This window comes from Bradyrhizobium sp. SPXBL-02 (genome assembly GCF_051853065.1).
In the GTDB taxonomy this organism is placed as follows: domain Bacteria; phylum Pseudomonadota; class Alphaproteobacteria; order Rhizobiales; family Xanthobacteraceae; genus Bradyrhizobium.
This window is the reverse complement of the sequence record NZ_CP182474.1, coordinates 7,585,567-7,602,966: the sequence shown is the minus strand read 5'-3', so window position 1 is coordinate 7,602,966 and position 17,400 is coordinate 7,585,567. Positions and strand designations below refer to the sequence as shown.

The following is a 17,400-nucleotide window of genomic DNA, read 5'->3' as shown; positions in this document are numbered from 1 at the left end:
CACGAGGGGGAATATCTATTTTTGCAGGGGCGGCGCCTTTTCGAAGGGCCGCCCCTCGCTATATGATCCGCATCCTTCCATAGAAAGTCGGTGTCAGCATGAAATTCGAGGCGTTGTTCAAGCCGTTGCAGGTCGGTCCGTACAAGCTCGCCCATCGCGTCGCGATGGCGCCGTTGACGCGTATGCGGGCCGAGCGCGAGAGCTTTTCGCCGCGCTCGCTCAACGCCGAATATTACGGTCAGCGCGCAACGAAGGGCGGTTTGCTGGTCGCCGAAGCTTCGCCGGTGCTCTCGCACGGCCGCGGCAACCCGGCGACACCCGGCATCTATTCGGACGCGCAGATCGCCGGCTGGCGCAAGGTGGTGGATGCCGTGCATGCCAAGGGCGGCATCATCTTCCTCCAGCTCTGGCATGTCGGCCGCGTCTCGCATTCCTCCTTCCACGGCGGTGAACTTCCGGTTTCGGCCTCGGCAATCCCGATCAAGGCCGAAGGCATGAAGGCGATGACGGCGGACGGCAAGATCGCCGAGTACGAGACGCCGCGCGCGCTGGAGACCGAGGAGGTGAAGGGCATCGTCGAGGCGTTCCGGCAGGGCGCCACGAATGCGCTCGCCGCCGGCTTCGACGGCGTCGAGATCCACGGCGCCAACGGTTATCTGCTCGAGCAATTCCTGCAATCGCGCAGCAATCACCGCACCGATCAGTATGGCGGCGGAATCGAGAACCGCGCGCGCCTGCTGCTCGAGGTCACGCAGGCCGCGATCGACGTCTGGGGCGCGAACCGCGTCGCCGTGCGGCTGTCGCCCCACGGCATCGCCAATGATTCCGGCGAACCCGACCCGATGCCGCTGTACACGCATGTGGTGAAGGCGCTCGACAAGTTGGGTCTCGCCTATCTGCATTTCATCGAGCCGCGCTCCAGCGGCACCGGCCGCGCCGATGTCCACTGGGAGAACGTGCCCTCCGCCATGATGCTGTTCCGCCCGCTCTACAGCGGTGTCTTGATGACGGCCGGCGGCTTCACCGGCGAGACCGCCAATGCGGCGATCGCCGATGGCCATGCCGACATCATCGCCTTCGGTCGCATCTTCATCTCCAATCCGGATCTGCCGCGGCGCCTCGAGCATGATTATCCGATCACGCCGTACAACCGCGCGACGTTCTACGGCGGCGAGGAGAAGGGGTACACGGATTATCCGGCGTATGACGAACTGACGCCGGCCTGATCTCACCCGTCATTCCGGGGCGATGCGGAGCATCGAACCCGGAATCCATTTCACGTCCTGGCTTGCCGCCAATGGATTCCGGGCTCGCGACTTCGTCGCGCCCCGGAATGACGATCTTGATTTGTGGCGCGGCCGCCACCACAATTTCCGTCATTGCGAGCGCAGCGAAGCAATCCAGAATCTTTCCGCGGAGACGGCCTGGATTGCTTCGCTGCGCTCGCAATGACGACGGAGAGAGACGATGGCCAAAGCCGCAGCCGCCGCAGGGATCGCCACCGGCCAATGCCTCTGCGGCAAGGTCACCTTCGAGATCGACGTGCCTGCGCGCTGGGCCTGGCATGATCATTCCGCCGCCAGCCGCCGCGCTCACGGCGCGGCCTACGCAACCTATGTCGGAAGCTGGAAGAAGCGCTTTCGCATCACCGCCGGCAAGTCCGCGCTGACCCGCTACGAGGACAAGGCGACGAAGACCGCGCGCAGCTTCTGCTCGCATTGCGGCACGCCGATCATGTACGAACGTCCGCGCGGCCCGCACATGGTCAACATCCCGCGTGCGCTGTTCAATGAGCGCACCGGCCGCCAGCCGCTCTATCACATCGCCATCGAGGAGCTGCAGGAGTGGGCCTATACCGGCGAGCCCCTGGTGCCGCTGAAGGGCTTTCCCGGCGTCGTCTGGCAGCGCGCGAAAAAGAAGAAGCGCCCGGGCGGCGAGGATCCGTTCGAACTCGGTCGCGAGGAGATGTAGCGCCTCTCCCGCGCAACGCAGCCATGACAGCGCTTCCTTGCACGTCTGCCAACATCTCGGCCATCATGCCTCGTCCTTGCGGCAACGGTCCGCTCCTGGAGGAAACATGAAGAACAAGATCACCGGCCGCTCCGCCTTTCTCGCGCTGCTCAAGGACGAGGGCATCACGCATCTGTTCGGCAATCCCGGCACCACCGAGTTGCCGATCATGCACGCGCTGAAGGACCATCCCGATCTCACCTATGTGATGGCAATGCAGGAGAGCCTGGTGGTCGCGATCGCCGACGGCTACAGCCGCGCTTCGGGCAAGCTCGTCGCCTGCAACGTCCATGTCGCGCCGGGCCTCGGCAATGCGATGGGCTCGCTCTACAACGCCCAGTTCACGGGCACGCCGATGATCTTGACCGCGGGCCAGCAGGAGCAGGGCCACGGCCTGATGGAGCCGGTGCTCTATGGTCCGCTGGTGCGCATGGCGGAGCCGCTGGTGAAATGGGCGGTCGAGGTGACGCGGCTGGAGGACTTGCCGCGCATCGTGCGCCGCGCCGCCAAGGTGGCGATGACGCCACCGACCGGGCCTGTGTTCATCTCGCTGCCCGGCGACATCCTCAACAGCGAAGCCGGCATCGATCTCGGCCGCTCCACCCGCATCGATGCGCGCACGAAACCATCGGACGAGGCGCTGCAGGCCTTTGCCGCACGCCTGCTCAAGGCCGAGCGTCCTGTGATCGTCACCATGGACGAGGTGGTCAAGAGCGACGCGCTGAAGGAGGCCGCCGAACTCGCCGAGCTGCTCGGCGCTGCGGCCTATCAGTCCTCGACACCGTACGGCTCGCACTTCCTCTCGGAAAGCCCGAGCTTCGTCGGCACGCTCGCGCGCGTGCAGAAGGCCGCGCGCGATACCCTCGCGCCGTACGATCTGCTGATCGCGCTCGGCGGCGATCCCTTGCGGATGTCGGTCCATAGCGAGGTCGACGCGCTGCCTGACGGCCTCGGCATCGTGCAGATCGGCCTCGTCGATTGGGAGATCGCCAAGAACTACGGTGCCGAGATCGCGCTGAAGGCCGATTTGAAGGAAACGCTGCGCGCGCTGATCCCGGTGCTGAAGGAGATGGGCGGCGCGACCCTCGCGAGCCGCGCAAGGCAGCGTCTCGCCGAGCTCGCGCCGAAGAACTGGACCGCGCGCCGCGCCGCTTTGGTCGAGCAGATCGGCAAGAGCGCCGGCCGCAAGCCGATCGATCCGGACTTCCTCGTGCTGCAAATGGTCGAGGCCATGCCTGATAACGCCATCCTGGTCGATGAAGGCCTCACCTCCAGCCGCCAGGTCACGGCGCTGCGCCCGCATCGCGATCGCTACGGCTATCACGGCCTCGCCTCCGGCGGCATCGGCTGGGGCCTGCCGGCCTCGGTCGGGGCCAGCATTGCCAATCCGGATCGACCCGTCGTGTGCTTCTCCGGCGATGGCAGCGCGATGTACTCGATCCAGTCGCTCTGGACTGCCGCCCACCACAAGCTGCCGCTCAACGTCGTCATCGCCAACAATGGCGGCTATCGCATCATCAAGCAGCGCCTGCTCGCCTTCCACGGCGACGACAATTACGTCGGCATGGATTTCGTCGATCCGCCGGTGGATTTCGCTGGCATGGCGAAAGCGCTCGGCTGCGAGGCGATCAAGGTCAGCGATCCCCGCGAGCTGAGGGCGACGCTGACGTCGGCGTTCAATCGGCCGGGGACGAAGCTGATCGAGGTGATGGTGGACGGGAAGTTGTAGGGCAGGCTCTGTCCCCCGTCATTGCGAGGAGCGCAGCGACGAAGCAATCCAGAATCTCTCCGCGGTGACAGTCTGGATTGCGTCGCTGCGCTCGCAATGACGAGGAGGAGGCAGCTAGCCCTTCCTCCCCACGCGATAGCCCGCCGCCGGGTGTGGCGCATCGAGCCTTGCACGCCCGCCACCGAATAGCTTCTCCCGCAACGTGCCCTTGGCGTACTCGCTCTTGTACCGCCCGCGCCGGGTCAGCTCAGGCACCAGCATGTCGGCGATATCCTCGAAGTCGCCGGGCGAGATCGCGAACGCGACGTTGAGCCCGTCGACGTCGGTCTTCTCGAACCAGTCCTCGATCTTGTCCGCGACCATCTCGGGCGTGCCGACCACGACCGGGCCGGCGCCGCCGATGCCGACATGCTCGATGACGTCGCGCACGGTCCAGACGCGGTCGGGATCGGCGCGGGTGACGTTGTCCATGGCGCTGCGGCCGGCATCGTTCTGGACGTGCCGCACCTGCTGGTCGAGGTCGTAGCCGGAGAAGTCGACGCCGGTCCATCCCGACATCAGCGCCAGCGCTCCTTCGGGGCTGATGTGGCGGCGATAATCGGCGTATTTTTCCTTTGCCTCGGCTTCCGTCCGTCCGAGGATGATCGCCATCATCGAGAACATCAGGATCTCGGCCGGGTTGCGGCCGAGCGCGGCGGCCTCCTGCCGGATCGCAGAGACGCGCGGCGCAATCACCTTGGCCGACGGTCCCGACATGAACACGCACTCGGCATGCCTGGCCGCGAATTGCCGGCCCCGCGGCGAGGTGCCGGCCTGGTACAGCACGGGCGTACGCTGCGGCGAGGGCTCGCTGAGATGAATGGTGTTGTTGATGCGGTAATTCGCGCCCTCGTGATTGACGCGATGAACCTTTGCCGGATCGGTGAAGATGCCGCGCTTGCGGTCGCGCAGCACGGCATCGTCCTCCCAGCTGCCCTCCCAGAGCTTGTAGACCACATCCATATATTCGTCGGCGATCTCGTAGCGGTCGTCATGCCCGGTCTGCTTGTCCTTGCCCGCGCCGCGCGCGGCGCTGTCGAGATAGCCGGTCACGACATTCCAGCCGATCCGTCCCTCGGTGAGGTGATCGAGCGTCGACATCCGCCGCGCGAACGGGTAGGGCGGCTCGAACGACAGATTGCTGGTGACGCCGAAGCCGAGATTTTGCGTCACTGCGGCCATCGCCGACAGCAGCAGCAGCGGCTCGTTTGACGGCGTCTGCGCTGCATTGCGCAAAGCTGCGTCAGGGCTGTTGCCATAGACGTCATAGACGCCGAGCACGTCCGCCAGGAACAGCCCGTCGAAGCGGCCGCGCTCCAGCGTCTTGGCCAGATCGATCCAATAGGGCAGGCGATTATAGTCGGCGGTGCGGTCGCGTGGATGGGTCCACAGGCCCGGCGACTGGTGCGCGACGCAATTCATCGCAAAGGCGTTGAGCCTGATCTCTTTGGCCATGCTGGTCCCTCGACGCCCTGTACTGAGCGCTCTTCGAATGATAGATGTGCGCCCGAACTTGGCGAACTTCTTGCATATCGCTTGCGCTTGGCAAGGCCAAAGTCGGCGTCGCAGCTGCGCTTGGCAGGCCAATCCTAGTGAAGCAAGAACGAAATCCCAAGAGAGCTATAAGAAGACAAGAGAACTATAAGAACAATCCAAGTCCCCGCCACTTTCGAGGGCCACCCCATGTCGGGTAAGGTCCTTCGTCTCACAGTCTCGAAAAGCAAGTATGACCAGAGCCGACGCCATCGCCCGCGCCCGTGAGGATTTCAAGTCCGGCGCGTTCCTCGCTGAACTCGACCGCCGCGTCGCCTACAAGACCGAGAGCCAGAATCCGCAGCGCGGCCCCGAGCTGCGCGCCTATCTGGAGCAGGAGATGCAGCCGGCCTTCGCCGCGCTCGATTTTTCCAGCCGCATCGTCGAATCCCCGAGCGGCAAGGCGCCGTTCCTGTTCGCCGAGCACCACGAGAGCGCGTCCGCGCCGACCGTGCTGGTCTACGGCCATGGCGACGTCGTCGACGGCATGGAAGGCGAGTGGCGCGATGGCCGCGATCCCTGGCGCACCAATGTTGCGGGGACGCGCCTTTACGGCCGCGGCACCGCCGACAACAAGGGCCAGCACAGCATCAATATGGCGGCGCTCCGCGCAGTGCGCGACGCGCGCGGCGGCAAGCTCGGCTTCAACGCCAAATTCATCATCGAGATGGGCGAGGAGATCGGCTCGCCCGATCTCGGCAAGGTCTGCGATCTCCATCGCGACGCGCTCAAGGCCGATCTGTTCATGGCCTCGGACGGGCCGCGCCTCTCGGCCGATCGGCCAACGCTCTTTCTCGGCTGCCGTGGCGGCATCCGCATCCATCTCGACGTGAACTTGCGCGACGGCGGTCACCATTCCGGCAATTGGGGCGGCGTGCTCGCCAACCCCGCGACCATCCTGGTCAACGCGATCTCGACCCTGGTCGATGGCCATGGCCGTCTCCAGCTCGATGCCTTGAAGCCGCCGCGGCTGACCAACCAGATCCGCGCCTATCTGGCCGACGTCGACGTGGTGCCGACCGCGGACGAGCCTGCACTCGCGGAGAACTGGGGCGAGGAGGGGCTTTCGGCCGCCGAACGGCTCTACGCCTGGAACACGCTGGAGGTACTGGCGATGTCCTCAGGCAATATCGAGAAGCCGGCCAACGCTATTCCCGGCCAGGCCAATGCCGTGCTGCAACTGCGCTTCGTGGTCGGGACGAAGGTTGAGGGGCTGATCGAGGCGATCCGTGCCCATCTGGCCGAGCGCGGTTTCCCGATGGTCGAGGTGCGCGCGGCGCAGAGTTTTGCTGCATCGCGCACCGATTTCGGCAGCCCGTGGATCAAATGGGCCGCGGATTCGGTGCAGGAGACCACCGGCAAGGCGCCGGCCGTGCTGCCGAATTTCGGCGGTTCGCTGCCCAATGACGTGTTCTCCGAGATCCTCGGCCTCCCGACGATCTGGGTGCCGCACTCCTATCCCGGCTGCTCCCAGCATGCGCCCAATGAGCACATCCTGCTGCCATTGACCGAAGAGGCCTTGACGGTGATGGCCGGGCTGTTCTGGGATCTCGGCGAGTTGCCGGCGCCGTTAACCTGAGCCGTTAATCCAGCCGAAAGTTACATTCTAATCCGGCCCGATTTGTGCTTGCATCCGGGCCGCACCATCCGAAAGGGGAAGTAAAACGTGAAACATTTCCGTCACATCGGGCTCGCGCTCGCCGCGACCTTCGTCGTCAGCCAGGCCGGGGCCCAGGAGCTGACCGGCACGCTGAAGAACATCAAGGACACCGGCGCGATCACGCTCGGTTTCCGCGACTCCTCGATCCCGTTCTCCTATCTCGACGACAACCAGAAGCCGGTCGGGTTCGCGATGGACATCTGCTACAAGATCGTCGACGCCGTGAAGAAGGAGCTCAAGCTCGACAAGCTCGAGGTCAAGCTCAACCCGGTGACGTCGGCGACCCGTATCCCGCTGATGGCCAACGGCACCATCGATCTCGAATGCGGCTCGACCACCAACAATGCCGAGCGCCAGAAGCAGGTTGCCTTCACCAACACCCACTTCCTGACCGCGAGCCGCTACGTCTTCAAGAAGTCGAGCGGCCTGAAGTCGATCGAGGACCTCAAGGGCAAGACCGTGGTCTCGACCGCCGGCACCACCAATATCAAGCAGCTCACCGAGGCCAACGTCGCCAAGGGCCTCGGCGCCAACATCATTCCCGCCAAGGATCACGCCGAGGCCTTCCTGATGGTCGAGACCGATCGCGCGATCGCCTTCGTCATGGACGACATCCTGCTCGCGAGCCTCGTCGCCGGCTCGAAGTCGCCGGGCGATTATGAGGTCTCCAAGGACGCGTTCTCCAAGCCCGAGCCCTACGGCATCATGCTGCGCAAGGACGACGCGCCCTTCAAGAAGGTGGTCGATGCTGCGACCGCCGCGCTCTACACCTCGGGCGAGGCCGAGAAGATCTACAACAAGTGGTTCACCCAGAAGATCCCGCCGAAGGGCCTGAACCTCAACACGCCGATCTCGGCCGAGCTGAAGAACGAGTTCGCCAAGCCGACGGACTCGCCGAACCCGGACGATTACAAGTAAGATGCATCATCCGCCTCTCCCCGTTTGCGGGGGGAGGCGGTACATTCGGCCTTTTCTGGAGGGAGAATGGCCGGACATTTGCATAGGCGCCCAGGACATCCATGACGGGCGCGTTCGCGCGGGGGACACGTGAACTACAACTGGAACTGGGGAATTTTCTTCCAGCCGAATCCGATGGGGACCGGCACCTATCTCGACATGCTGCTGTCGGGTTTGGCGCTGACCCTCAAGACCGCGGCGTTGGCCTGGGTGATCGCGCTGATCACAGGATCGATCGTCGGCGTCATGCGCACGCTGCCGTCGAAAGGCGCCAATTGGTTCGGCTTCGCCTACGTCGAATTCTTCCGCAACATGCCGCTGCTGGTGCAGCTCTTCCTGTGGTTCTTCGTGCTGCCGGAGATCCTGCCGAGGGCCGCGGGCCTGTGGCTGAAGCAATTGCCGAACGCGCCGTTCTGGACGGCTGCGATCGGGGTCGGCTTCTTCATGTCGGCGCGCGTGGCCGTGCAGCTGCAGGCCGGCATCTCCTCGTTGCCGCGCGGGCAGAAGATGGCGGCGACTGCGCTCGGCCTGACCACCGTGCAGGGCTATCGCTACGTGCTGCTGCCGATGGCCTTCCGCATCATCCTGCCGCCGCTGACGTCCGAATTCCTCAACACCATCAAGAACACCGCGGTCGCCATCACCATCGGCCTGCTCGAGCTGACCGGACAGGCGCGCTCGATGCAGGAATTCTCGTTCCAGGTGTTCGAGGCCTTCACCGCCGCGACCATCCTCTATCTCCTCGTCAACGCCGTCGTCGTCACCGCCATGCGCTTCCTCGAGCGCTGGGTGGCGATCCCCGGCTACATCACGGGGAAATAAGCGATGCTCGGCAATCTCGATTTCGACGTCATCCGCCGCGCGCTGCCCTATCTGTTCTACGAGGGCATGACGTTCACACTGACGCTGACGGCACTGGCTGCCCTCGGCGGCCTGGTCTTCGGTACGGCGCTCGCCCTGATGCGCCTGTCCGGCTTCAAGATTCTCGGGCGCGTCGCCGGCATCTATGTCGACTTCATGCGCTCGCTGCCGCTGGTGCTGGTGATCTTCTGGTTCTACTTCCTGGTGCCCTATATCGGCCAGTGGCTGACCGGAGCCTCGCGGCCGATCAGCGTCGGCGCCTTCGCATCCTCGCTGATTACTTTCATCATGTTCGAGGCCGCGTATTTCTCCGAGATCATGCGCGCCGGCATCCAGTCGATCTCGCGCGGCCAGCCGGCCGCGGCCAGCGCGCTGGGGCTGACCTACGCGCAGACCATGCGCTACGTCGTGCTGCCGCAGGCCTTCCGCAACATGTTGCCGGTGCTGATCACGCAGACCATCGTGCTGTTCCAGGACACTTCGCTGGTCTACGTCCTGTCGATCACCGACTTCCTGGGCGCGGCGAGCAAGGTGGCGCAGCGCGACGGCCGCCTGGTTGAGATGTATCTGTTCGCAGCGATCGTCTACTTCACCATTTCCTGTATCGCGTCCTACGGCGTCCGTCGCCTGCAGGCGCGCATCGCCATCATTCGATAGAGCGTGTCGATCATGATCGAAATCAGCCATGTCAACAAATGGTACAGCCCCACCTTCCAGGTGCTGACCGACTGCACCACCAATGTCACCAAGGGCGAGGTGGTCGTGGTCTGCGGCCCCTCGGGCTCGGGCAAGTCGACGCTGATCAAATGCGTCAATGCGCTGGAGCCGTTCCAGAGCGGCGACATCCTGGTCGACGGCACCAAGGTCAACGATCCCAAGACCAATCTGCCGAAGCTGCGCTCGCGCGTCGGCATGGTGTTCCAGCATTTCGAGCTGTTTCCGCACCTCAAGATCATCGACAATCTCTGCCTCGCGCAGGAGAAGGTACTGGGCAGGGGGCATGACAAGGCGCTGACCAAGGGGATGCAGCTGCTCGAGCGCGTCGGCTTGAAGGAGCAGGCGCAGAAATTCCCGGCGCAGCTCTCCGGCGGCCAGCAGCAGCGCGTCGCCATCGCGCGCGCGCTCGCCATGGATCCGATCGTGATGCTGTTCGACGAGCCGACCTCGGCGCTCGATCCGGAAATGGTCAGCGAGGTGCTCGACGTCATGGTCGATCTCGCCCGCGAGGGCATGACCATGATGGTCGTGACCCACGAGATGGGTTTTGCCCGCAAAGTCGCCAACCGCGTCATCTTCATGGACCGCGGCGAGATCGTCGAGGACGCGGCGAAGGACGATTTCTTCGGCAAGCCCCGCAGCGACCGCGCGCAGAAGTTCTTGTCGAAGATTCTGTCGCATTAACCGGTCGTCATCCCGGGGCGCGCTTAGCGCGAGCCCGGGATCCATCGGGCGCCAGTACCGGGGTGAGATGGATTCCGGGCTCATTCGCTTTGCGAATGCCCCGGAATGACTGATCGAGGGTTTATCGGGCTCGCCAAATCTCCTATACCGATAGCCAATTCCCCCCTTTTCCCTCCCAGGAGACCTGCCTTGGACTCGATCGCCTACGTCAACGGCTCATTCGTCCCGCTCTCGGAAGCCAGGATCTCGGTGCTCGATCGCGGCTTCCTGTTCGCCGATGGCATTTACGAGGTCTCGGCCGTGCTCGACGGCAAGCTGGTCGACAATGCTTCGCATCTGGCGCGGCTGGAGCGGTCCGTCGGCGAGATCAGCTTGAGGCTGCCGGAGACCATCGAGCGCATCACAGAGCTGCAGAAGGAGCTGATCGCGCGCAACAAGCTCGTGAACGGCCTCGTCTATCTCCAGGTGACGCGCGGCGCCGACAAGGGGCGCGACTTCCCGTTTCCCAAGGCTGACGTCAAGTCGAGCCTGGTGATGTTCACCTCGGAGAAGGACATCATCAACACCCCGGTGGCCAAGACCGGCATCAAAGTCATCACGGTGCCCGACATCCGCTGGGAGCGCCGCGACATCAAGAGCGTGGCGCTGCTGGCGCAGGTGCTGGCGAAGCAGGCCGCGGCCGAAGCCGGCGCCGGCGAAGCCTGGATGCTGCAGGAGGGCTATGTGACCGAGGGCGGCTCGTCCACGGCGTTCATCCTGACCAAGGACGACGTCATCGTCACCCGCAAGAACTCCAACGCCATCCTGCCCGGCTGCACCCGCAAGGCCGTGATCGCGCTTGCCGAAGAGCGCCAGCTCCGCGTCGAGGAACGTTCCTTCACGGTCGCCGAAGCGCTCGCCGCCAAGGAAGCGTTCATCACCAGCGCATCCTCCTTCGTGCAGCCGGTCGTCGCCATCGACGGCAAGACGATCGGCGACGGCAAGCCCGGTCCGACGGCGACGCGCCTTCGCGAGATCTACGTTGAGTTCGCCAAGGCGACGGCGGTTTAGGCCACACGCTCAGCTGCCGTAGCAACCATTGAAGCGGCGCCCGATTGCCTTGAGCATGACGCCGCGCTTGCGACCGTCAAGGCGTGGCCTGGCGGCAGCGGATGTGAGGCGAGATTTGAGCGACGGCCAGCCTTGACGGCCGCCGCGCGCGGCGTCGTTGTGGCGGCAGGTCGGGACGAAGAAACGGTCGCCTGATCGAACAAAGAAACGCGGTCAGACGGCGGGCAGCTAGGCGCGTGAGGCACCTCGGCCACCCAGGGAGTTCCGCGGGCGACGACGGCGTTGATGGTGACGAGCAGCTTTCTGGCGCAGGCGATGCGCGCGCATTTGTGGCGTTTGCCGGCTGCGATCAGGCGGGCGTACAGAGCCTTGAGCTGCGGATTCCAGCGGAAGGATGCCGCGAGAGCCGCGTTGTAGAGCGCCCGGCGCAGGCGTTCGCGGCCACCCTCGATGTGACGGGCGCCGGTGTGATTGCCGCTGTCGTCGTCATAAGGCGCCAGCCCGCCGAGAGCTGCAGCGGGCCCGCGCGTGATGTTGCCGACCTCGGGCATCCTGACCAGGACGGCAACGGCGGTCGGCAGGCCGCAGCCGGCGACGCTATAGATCAGATCGAGCCGTGCGGCCAGATCAGGGTGCTGGCGGATCGCCGCCAGCAGCGCTTTGAGTTCGGCTCGTTTGGACTTGGCCAGGAGCGCGATCTGCGCCTTCCAAATCCCTTGAATCCGCGTGTCGCGGCAACTCTCGAGCCGGTTCTTCAGTCTTGCGATGTCCTCCGTGATCTGGTCGATCATCGTCAGATGCTCGGCAAAGGGCTGCAGGCGCGGATCCGGAGCGGGATGGATCGTCTTGACCGCAGCAGTGCACATCGCGATCAGCGCCGCGTCGATCTTGTCGTTCTTGGCCAGCAGCTGATGGAACGTGGCATAGGCACAGACCTGCTTCGGCTGAAACAGGATGACGACGAACCGCTTGCGCCGCAGCTCGGCGACCACCGCCTGCTCGTAGCCTCCACTGGCCTCGATCCCTATCCGCTTGACCTTGCGGCGCTTCAGCCACTCCACCAGCGCCTGGTGGCCTTCTACCGTGTTGTCGACCTGCCATTGCTCCGAGCTGCCGTCGACCGCCACGTCGAGCTTAGCTTTGCCGGTATCGATCCCGGCACAGATCGTGATACGCTTGGCCATCTTCCTCGACCCTCCCTTGTGAATGCGAACCTGAAGTTCGTTCAACCATGCGGGTCCCGATGAAGTGCCGACCGCGATCTTGCTACGAAACGCAGCCCTTCAAGGCTTCGGTGGGCATCGATCCGATCGATCGGCGGCCCAGCTCGGGCGGCCACCCGGGCTGGGCCATCCCTCACGGAACGGGGCCATCCTAACCCGGCGCGCTAATACAAGGGTGGGCAAAGGCGCCCTTGCGCCGTGCCCACGTCTTCTCTCGTTTTCGCTGAAAGAATTGTGGGCACGCTTACGCTTTGCCCACCCTACGAGACCGTCTGTTACGGCCGGCTCACGCCACCGACGCCTTCACCTTCACCGGATGAACGGCGCGGAACGCGATCGCAATCCGGTTCCAGGCATTGATGGCGCCGATCAGCATGGTCAGGTTCACCGTGTCCGCCTCGGAGAACTGCGCGCGGACCTGTTCGTAGACGTCATCCGGCGCATGCGTCTCCGAGATCAGGGTCACCGCTTCCGTCCAGGCCAACGCCGCGCGCTCGCGGTCGGAATAAAGCGGGGATTCGCGCCAGGCATTGAGCAGGTAGATGCGCTGCTCGGTCTCGCCGCGCTTGCGGGCGTCCTCGGTGTGCATGTTGATGCAGAAGGCGCAGCCGTTGATTTGCGACGCCCGGATCTTGACCAGCTCGATCAGCGATTTCTCCAGGCCCGTCGACTGGATCTGCGCTTCCAGCGCCATCAGCGCTTTGATCGTGTCGGGCGCGGCCTGGTAGTAGTTCATGCGGGGCTTCATGGTCGGTCTCCTTTTCTTTGGCTGGGTCAGTGGGCTCCGCCGGCCGAGACTTGGCCGGGCTTCTTCAGGAAGAGGACGGCAACCAGGGCAACGATCAGCGCCATGCCGAGCAGATAGAACGTGTCGCTGAAGGCGAAGATAAAGGCCTGCTTCTGCACGGTATGGCCGATCGCTACATAGGCGCGATGCGCGGCGTCCGCACGGTCGAGAACGCCGTGATTGACGAAATATTGTGTGAGCTGCTCGATCCGCGTGCGTGTGGCTTCTTCGAACACAGAGACCGACTGCATCAGCACGTTGGAGTGATATTGCTCGCGCTTGGTCAGAACGGTCTGCAGCAGCGCGATGCCGACGGCGCCGCCGAGATTGCGCATCATGTTGAACAGGCCGGAGGCCGAGCCCGCATTCTCCGCTTCGATGCCTGCGGTTGCGACCGCCGACAGCGGCGCCATCACCAGCGCCTGGCCGATGGCGCGAACGACATTGGGCCACAGCAGCTGGTCGGCGGCATAGTCGTTGGTCATGTCGATGTTCATGAAGTTGGATGCTGCGAACAGAACGAAGCCGATGCCGATGATAATCCGCGCATCGAATTTTTGCATCAGGCGCGGCACCAGCGGGATCAGCACGAGCTGCGGCAGCCCGGTCCAGGCCAGCACCGTGCCGATCTGCTCGGCGTTGTAGCCCTGGATGCGCGACAGGTATTGCGGCAGGATGAACACGGAGCCGTAGAGTGCGACGCCGAGCAGGAAGTTCGCGAGCATGCCGAAGCCGAAATTGCGGCGCACGAGCAGGCGCAGATTGAGCAGCGGCTTCTTCACCGTGAGCTCGATGATCAGGAAGGCGGTCAGCGCAACGGCGGCGATGACCGAGAGCTTGACGATGAAAGGCGAGCCGAACCAGTCGTCCTTGTTGCCTTCCTCCAGCACGGTCTGCAGTGCGGACAGGCCGATCGCCATGGTGATGATGCCGGCCCAGTCGCCCTCGCGGAGCAGCGAAAGATTCATGGGCTTCGCCTCGAGCGCGTACCAGAGCATGCCGACCATGATCGCGCCGGGCACCAGGTTGACATAGAAGATGTATTGCCAGCCGAAATTCTCGGTGAGATAGCCGCCGATGGTCGGGCCGATCGCCGGCGCGAACGTGGCCGACAGCGCGAACAGCGCAAGGCCGACCGGCTGCTTGCCGCGCGGCAGCAGCATGATGATCAGCGTGAAGGCCATCGGGATCAGCACGCCGCCGGTGAAGCCCTGGATGGCGCGCAGCACGATCATCTGCGACAGATCCTGCGCCAGCGCGCAGGAAGCGGACAGAATCAGGAACAGGATCGCGTTGGTGAGCAGGTAGATGCGGATCGAGAACACCTGCGCCAGCCAGCCGGACAGCGGGATCACCACGATCTCGGCGATCAGGTAGGAGGTCGAGATCCAGCCGCCGTCATCGATGCCGGCGCCGATCGCGCCCTGGATGTCCGCGAGCGAGGCGTTGACGATCTGGATGTTCAAAACCGCCATGAAGGCGCCGAGGGTGGCGCCGATCACCGCGATCCAGGTCCTTGTGGATACAACCGGCATCGTGGGCTCAGCAGGGACGGGGAGATTGGCGGAGGTGGCGTTGAGGGCCGGTTGGAGCGTGCTCATGGAAGCCTCGTCTCGGGTACGGAGACAGGATGCGTTAGGCGGGTGGTTTCGATCATCGCGGAAATTCTGGAAGGATCATCCGGTCGGATTTGACGGTCCGGCCGGAGCCTTCCGGCTTCAGTCTCCGCTTGGGTGGGGTGCATTGTCAGCCAGACGCTTTGCGCTGTCGCGCTCGGCCAGCACCGCCTGTTTGGTGTCGACGGTCGGCACCGCGGACATGCCCGGCCGGAGCAGGCCCGTGAGGCTGTGATCGTCGAGCACGATCTTCACGGGAACGCGCTGCACGATCTTGGTGAAGTTGCCGGTGGCGTTGTCGGGCGGCAAGAGCGCGAATTCGAGCCCGCTTGCCGGCGATAGGCTGTCGACATGGCCGCGCAGAATGGTGTCGCGGAAGCTATCGACGTGCAGCTCGACCGGCTGGCCCGGCCGCACATGGGTGAGCTGGGTCTCCTTGAAATTGGCGACGACATAGACGGCATCGAGCGGCACCACCGCCATCAATTGCGTGCCGGCCTGCACGTATTGGCCGACACGCAAGCTGCGGGCGCCGACCGTGCCGTCCACGGGAGCGGTGATCTCGGTATAGGACAGGTTCAGCGCGGCTTGCTGCGCGACCGCACGGGCGCGTTCGAGCTGGGCGGCAGCCTGGGCGCGCTGGGTGGTGAGCACGTCGACCTTGCGCTGCGCGGCGACGAGGCCGGACTTGGCATGCTGCAATTGCGCGCTGCTGGCGCGCAGCGCCGCATCGGTCTGCTGCGCGCGCTGGATCGTGCCGGAGCCCGACTTCATCAGGTCGTCGTAGCGGGCGCGCTCCTCCTGCGCGAATTTCAAATTGGCCTCCGCAGCCGCCACATCAGCCGTGCTCTGCGCGATAATCGGCTGTTGCAGTTCGAGTTGGGCATCAATGTTGCGGACCGAGGCTTCGCCGGCAGCAACGTCGGCTTTCGCCTGGTCGAGCGCCGCCTTGAAATCGCGGTCGTCGATCTTGGCCAGCAGTTGGCCCGACCGAACCTTCTCGTTGTCGCCGACCAGCACCTTGGCGATGTAGCCGGAGACCTTCGGCGCGACGATCGTCGAGTCCGCCTTCACATAGGCGTCGTCGGTGGATTCGAGGTATCGGCCGTTGGTCCAGTAATCGTGTCCGTAGTAGGCCATGGCTGCCGTGCCTGCGAGGAGCGCGAGCGCCAATGCCGCGCGCCGAACCCTGTTCGGGGCTGGGACAGCGGGCGCCGTCTTGGCATATTCGTGCGCGATTTCAGTTGCTTGCTGGAAGGTCTCAGTGCGGGGCATTTCGGACATTTGCGTCTCCTGTCGTCTCGCTGAGACTATCGGTCTTGCTGGCTCAGGTGATAATCAGCTAAATTCTGGAAGGATTATCCATTGAGAGTGGATAATCTGAGCCGTCACCCTGGTTCGTGATGTCTACCGGGTCAGGGGCGCGACTGCGCCAGCGCGATTGCCGTCTCTGTCGCGCGATTGCTGCCGAGGCGCACATCCCAGTGCAAGGAAAGCCATGGATCGATTGACCAGCCTCGAAGTGTTCAGCCGGGTGGTCGAGGCCGGCGGCTTCTCTGCAGCAGCCCGCAAGCTCAACATGTCGACCACCATGGTGAGCAATCACGTGCAGGCCCTGGAAGACCGGCTCGGGGTGCGGCTGCTTCACCGCACCACGCGCAAGGTCAATCTGACCGAGATCGGCAAGGCCTATTACGACCGCTGCGTCCAGATTCTCGCCGACATCGAACAGGCCGACGACATCGCGAGCGAATTGCAGTCGGTGCCGCGCGGCACGTTGCGCATTCACGTCGCCACGCACATGGTGCCGTTCGTCGCGCCGATTGCGGCGAAACTGCTGTCGGCCTATCCGGAGCTCAAGATCGATCTGCGCATGGGCGAGGCCGAGGTCGACCTCATCGAGGAAGGCTACGACGTGGCCCTGCGCATGATACAGCCGCCGGATTCGAGCCTGATCGTGCGGAGCCTTGCCACCTGGCGTCACGTGCTGTGCTGCTCCCATGACTACATCGAGAAGCACGGCCGGGTGCAGAAGCTCGACGAGCTCGCCGCGCACAATTGTGGTCGGCACTTGAACTATCCGTTCGGCGACGAATGGCGTTTCCTCGATCGCAAGGGCTCGCCGGCCTCGGTGCGCATCTCCGGCAGCTTCGTCACCAACAGCGGGGAAGCATTGCGGAAGGTCGCGCTGGAGGGCGCCGCAATCTGCCTGATGGCGGGGGTTCCTCATTCAGGATGATCTCGAAGCCGGCCGCCTCGTGCGCCTGTTGCCGGAATATCGGACGGTCGAGCTCTCCATGAATGCGGTCTACCCGCATCGTCACCATCTTTCGGCGAAGGTGAGGACCTTCATCGACCTGCTCGTGCACCACAGCGCCGAGCAGCAGAAGCTGATCAACCCGTATTCGTGAGCGATGGCGGCAGAGCCGTAGGGGGCAAGGGCGCGTTAGCGCCGTGCCCACCACTCTTCGTCATTGCGAGCGAAGCGAAGCAATCCAGAATCGCTCCGCGGAAAGATTCTGGATTGCTTCGTC

General features: G+C 64.3%; 14 protein-coding genes and 1 pseudogene. 10 read left to right on the top strand and 5 right to left on the bottom strand.

Going from position 1 to position 17,400, the window contains the following annotated elements; translation table 11 throughout:
- Positions 1–98 precede the first annotated feature (98 nt).
- The 3 genes from ACNJYD_RS35300 to ACNJYD_RS35290 all read left to right on the top strand — a co-directional run bounded on the left by ACNJYD_RS35300 (position 99) and on the right by ACNJYD_RS35290 (position 3,739).
- On the top strand, positions 99–1,226 hold the full coding sequence (locus tag ACNJYD_RS35300; RefSeq protein ID WP_439364718.1) for an alkene reductase: 1,128 nt from the start codon (positions 99–101) through the stop codon (positions 1,224–1,226).
- A gap of 241 nt (positions 1,227–1,467) precedes the next feature.
- Positions 1,468–1,971, top strand: a complete 504-nt coding sequence (locus ACNJYD_RS35295; RefSeq protein ID WP_439364717.1) for a GFA family protein — start codon at positions 1,468–1,470, stop codon at positions 1,969–1,971.
- A gap of 106 nt (positions 1,972–2,077) precedes the next feature.
- The gene (locus ACNJYD_RS35290) at positions 2,078–3,739 is read left to right on the top strand and encodes a thiamine pyrophosphate-binding protein (RefSeq protein WP_439364716.1); all 1,662 of its coding nucleotides are present in this window, start codon (positions 2,078–2,080) and stop codon (positions 3,737–3,739) included.
- A gap of 114 nt (positions 3,740–3,853) precedes the next feature.
- Here the strand turns inward: ACNJYD_RS35290 and ACNJYD_RS35285 are convergent, their stop codons facing one another.
- Positions 3,854–5,233 carry an LLM class flavin-dependent oxidoreductase gene (locus ACNJYD_RS35285; protein ID WP_439364715.1) on the bottom strand — a complete coding sequence of 460 codons (1,380 nt, stop codon included), beginning with the start codon at positions 5,231–5,233 and terminating at the stop codon, positions 3,854–3,856.
- A gap of 271 nt (positions 5,234–5,504) precedes the next feature.
- On the opposite strand from ACNJYD_RS35285, the gene ACNJYD_RS35280 reads away from it, so the two are divergent.
- From ACNJYD_RS35280 to ACNJYD_RS35255, 6 genes are all read left to right on the top strand, one after another.
- Positions 5,505–6,890: a M20 family metallopeptidase gene (locus tag ACNJYD_RS35280; RefSeq protein ID WP_439364714.1), complete on the top strand. Its 1,386-nt coding sequence runs from the start codon at positions 5,505–5,507 to the stop codon at positions 6,888–6,890.
- A gap of 87 nt (positions 6,891–6,977) precedes the next feature.
- Positions 6,978–7,889, top strand: coding sequence for an amino acid ABC transporter substrate-binding protein (locus ACNJYD_RS35275; RefSeq protein WP_172787089.1), 912 nt, complete (start codon positions 6,978–6,980; stop codon positions 7,887–7,889).
- 129 nt (positions 7,890–8,018) lie between these two features.
- Complete coding sequence (locus tag ACNJYD_RS35270) at positions 8,019–8,750, top strand: amino acid ABC transporter permease (protein ID WP_035997279.1); 732 nt, start codon at positions 8,019–8,021, stop codon at positions 8,748–8,750.
- A gap of 3 nt (positions 8,751–8,753) precedes the next feature.
- Entirely contained in the window at positions 8,754–9,446 is a 693-nt protein-coding gene (locus ACNJYD_RS35265; protein ID WP_439364713.1) for an amino acid ABC transporter permease, read from the top strand.
- Between the two features lie 12 nt (positions 9,447–9,458).
- The gene (locus ACNJYD_RS35260) at positions 9,459–10,190 is read left to right on the top strand and encodes an amino acid ABC transporter ATP-binding protein (protein WP_212260106.1); all 732 of its coding nucleotides are present in this window, start codon (positions 9,459–9,461) and stop codon (positions 10,188–10,190) included.
- Between the two features lie 189 nt (positions 10,191–10,379).
- A complete protein-coding gene (locus ACNJYD_RS35255) occupies positions 10,380–11,240 on the top strand; it encodes a D-amino-acid transaminase (RefSeq protein ID WP_172787093.1) in 861 nt (286 codons plus the stop codon).
- On the opposite strand, the gene ACNJYD_RS35250 is transcribed toward ACNJYD_RS35255, so the two are convergent.
- The 4 genes from ACNJYD_RS35250 to ACNJYD_RS35235 all read right to left on the bottom strand — a co-directional run bounded on the left by ACNJYD_RS35250 (position 11,237) and on the right by ACNJYD_RS35235 (position 16,150).
- Positions 11,237–12,424, bottom strand: coding sequence for an IS110 family transposase (locus tag ACNJYD_RS35250; RefSeq protein ID WP_439364712.1), 1,188 nt, complete (start codon positions 12,422–12,424; stop codon positions 11,237–11,239). The two genes, ACNJYD_RS35255 and ACNJYD_RS35250, sit on opposite strands and share 4 nt — an antisense overlap.
- Positions 12,425–12,749: 325 nt before the next feature.
- Positions 12,750–13,211, bottom strand: coding sequence for a carboxymuconolactone decarboxylase family protein (locus ACNJYD_RS35245; RefSeq protein ID WP_172787094.1), 462 nt, complete (start codon positions 13,209–13,211; stop codon positions 12,750–12,752).
- 26 nt (positions 13,212–13,237) lie between these two features.
- Entirely contained in the window at positions 13,238–14,851 is a 1,614-nt protein-coding gene (locus ACNJYD_RS35240; protein ID WP_212259285.1) for an MDR family MFS transporter, read from the bottom strand.
- Positions 14,852–14,968: 117 nt separating this feature from the next.
- Positions 14,969–16,150 (bottom strand): HlyD family secretion protein, encoded by a 1,182-nt coding sequence (locus ACNJYD_RS35235; RefSeq protein WP_212259286.1) that lies wholly within the window; start codon positions 16,148–16,150, stop codon positions 14,969–14,971.
- Positions 16,151–16,364: 214 nt separating this feature from the next.
- Here ACNJYD_RS35235 and ACNJYD_RS35230 point away from each other — a divergent pair.
- A pseudogene (locus ACNJYD_RS35230) lies at positions 16,365–17,277 on the top strand (LysR family transcriptional regulator).
- The last annotated feature ends 123 nt before the right edge of the window (positions 17,278–17,400 follow it).

Coding starts and splice junctions, on each gene's coding strand:
- ACNJYD_RS35300 (WP_439364718.1), top strand. CDS start 99: ATGAAATTCGAGGCGTTGTTCAAGCCGTTGCAGGTCGGTCCGTACAAG.
- ACNJYD_RS35295 (WP_439364717.1), top strand. CDS start 1,468: ATGGCCAAAGCCGCAGCCGCCGCAGGGATCGCCACCGGCCAATGCCTC.
- ACNJYD_RS35290 (WP_439364716.1), top strand. CDS start 2,078: ATGAAGAACAAGATCACCGGCCGCTCCGCCTTTCTCGCGCTGCTCAAG.
- ACNJYD_RS35285 (WP_439364715.1), bottom strand. CDS start 5,233: ATGGCCAAAGAGATCAGGCTCAACGCCTTTGCGATGAATTGCGTCGCG.
- ACNJYD_RS35280 (WP_439364714.1), top strand. CDS start 5,505: ATGACCAGAGCCGACGCCATCGCCCGCGCCCGTGAGGATTTCAAGTCC.
- ACNJYD_RS35265 (WP_439364713.1), top strand. CDS start 8,754: ATGCTCGGCAATCTCGATTTCGACGTCATCCGCCGCGCGCTGCCCTAT.
- ACNJYD_RS35260 (WP_212260106.1), top strand. CDS start 9,459: ATGATCGAAATCAGCCATGTCAACAAATGGTACAGCCCCACCTTCCAG.
- ACNJYD_RS35250 (WP_439364712.1), bottom strand. CDS start 12,424: ATGGCCAAGCGTATCACGATCTGTGCCGGGATCGATACCGGCAAAGCT.
- ACNJYD_RS35245 (WP_172787094.1), bottom strand. CDS start 13,211: ATGAAGCCCCGCATGAACTACTACCAGGCCGCGCCCGACACGATCAAA.
- ACNJYD_RS35240 (WP_212259285.1), bottom strand. CDS start 14,851: ATGAGCACGCTCCAACCGGCCCTCAACGCCACCTCCGCCAATCTCCCC.
- ACNJYD_RS35235 (WP_212259286.1), bottom strand. CDS start 16,150: ATGTCCGAAATGCCCCGCACTGAGACCTTCCAGCAAGCAACTGAAATC.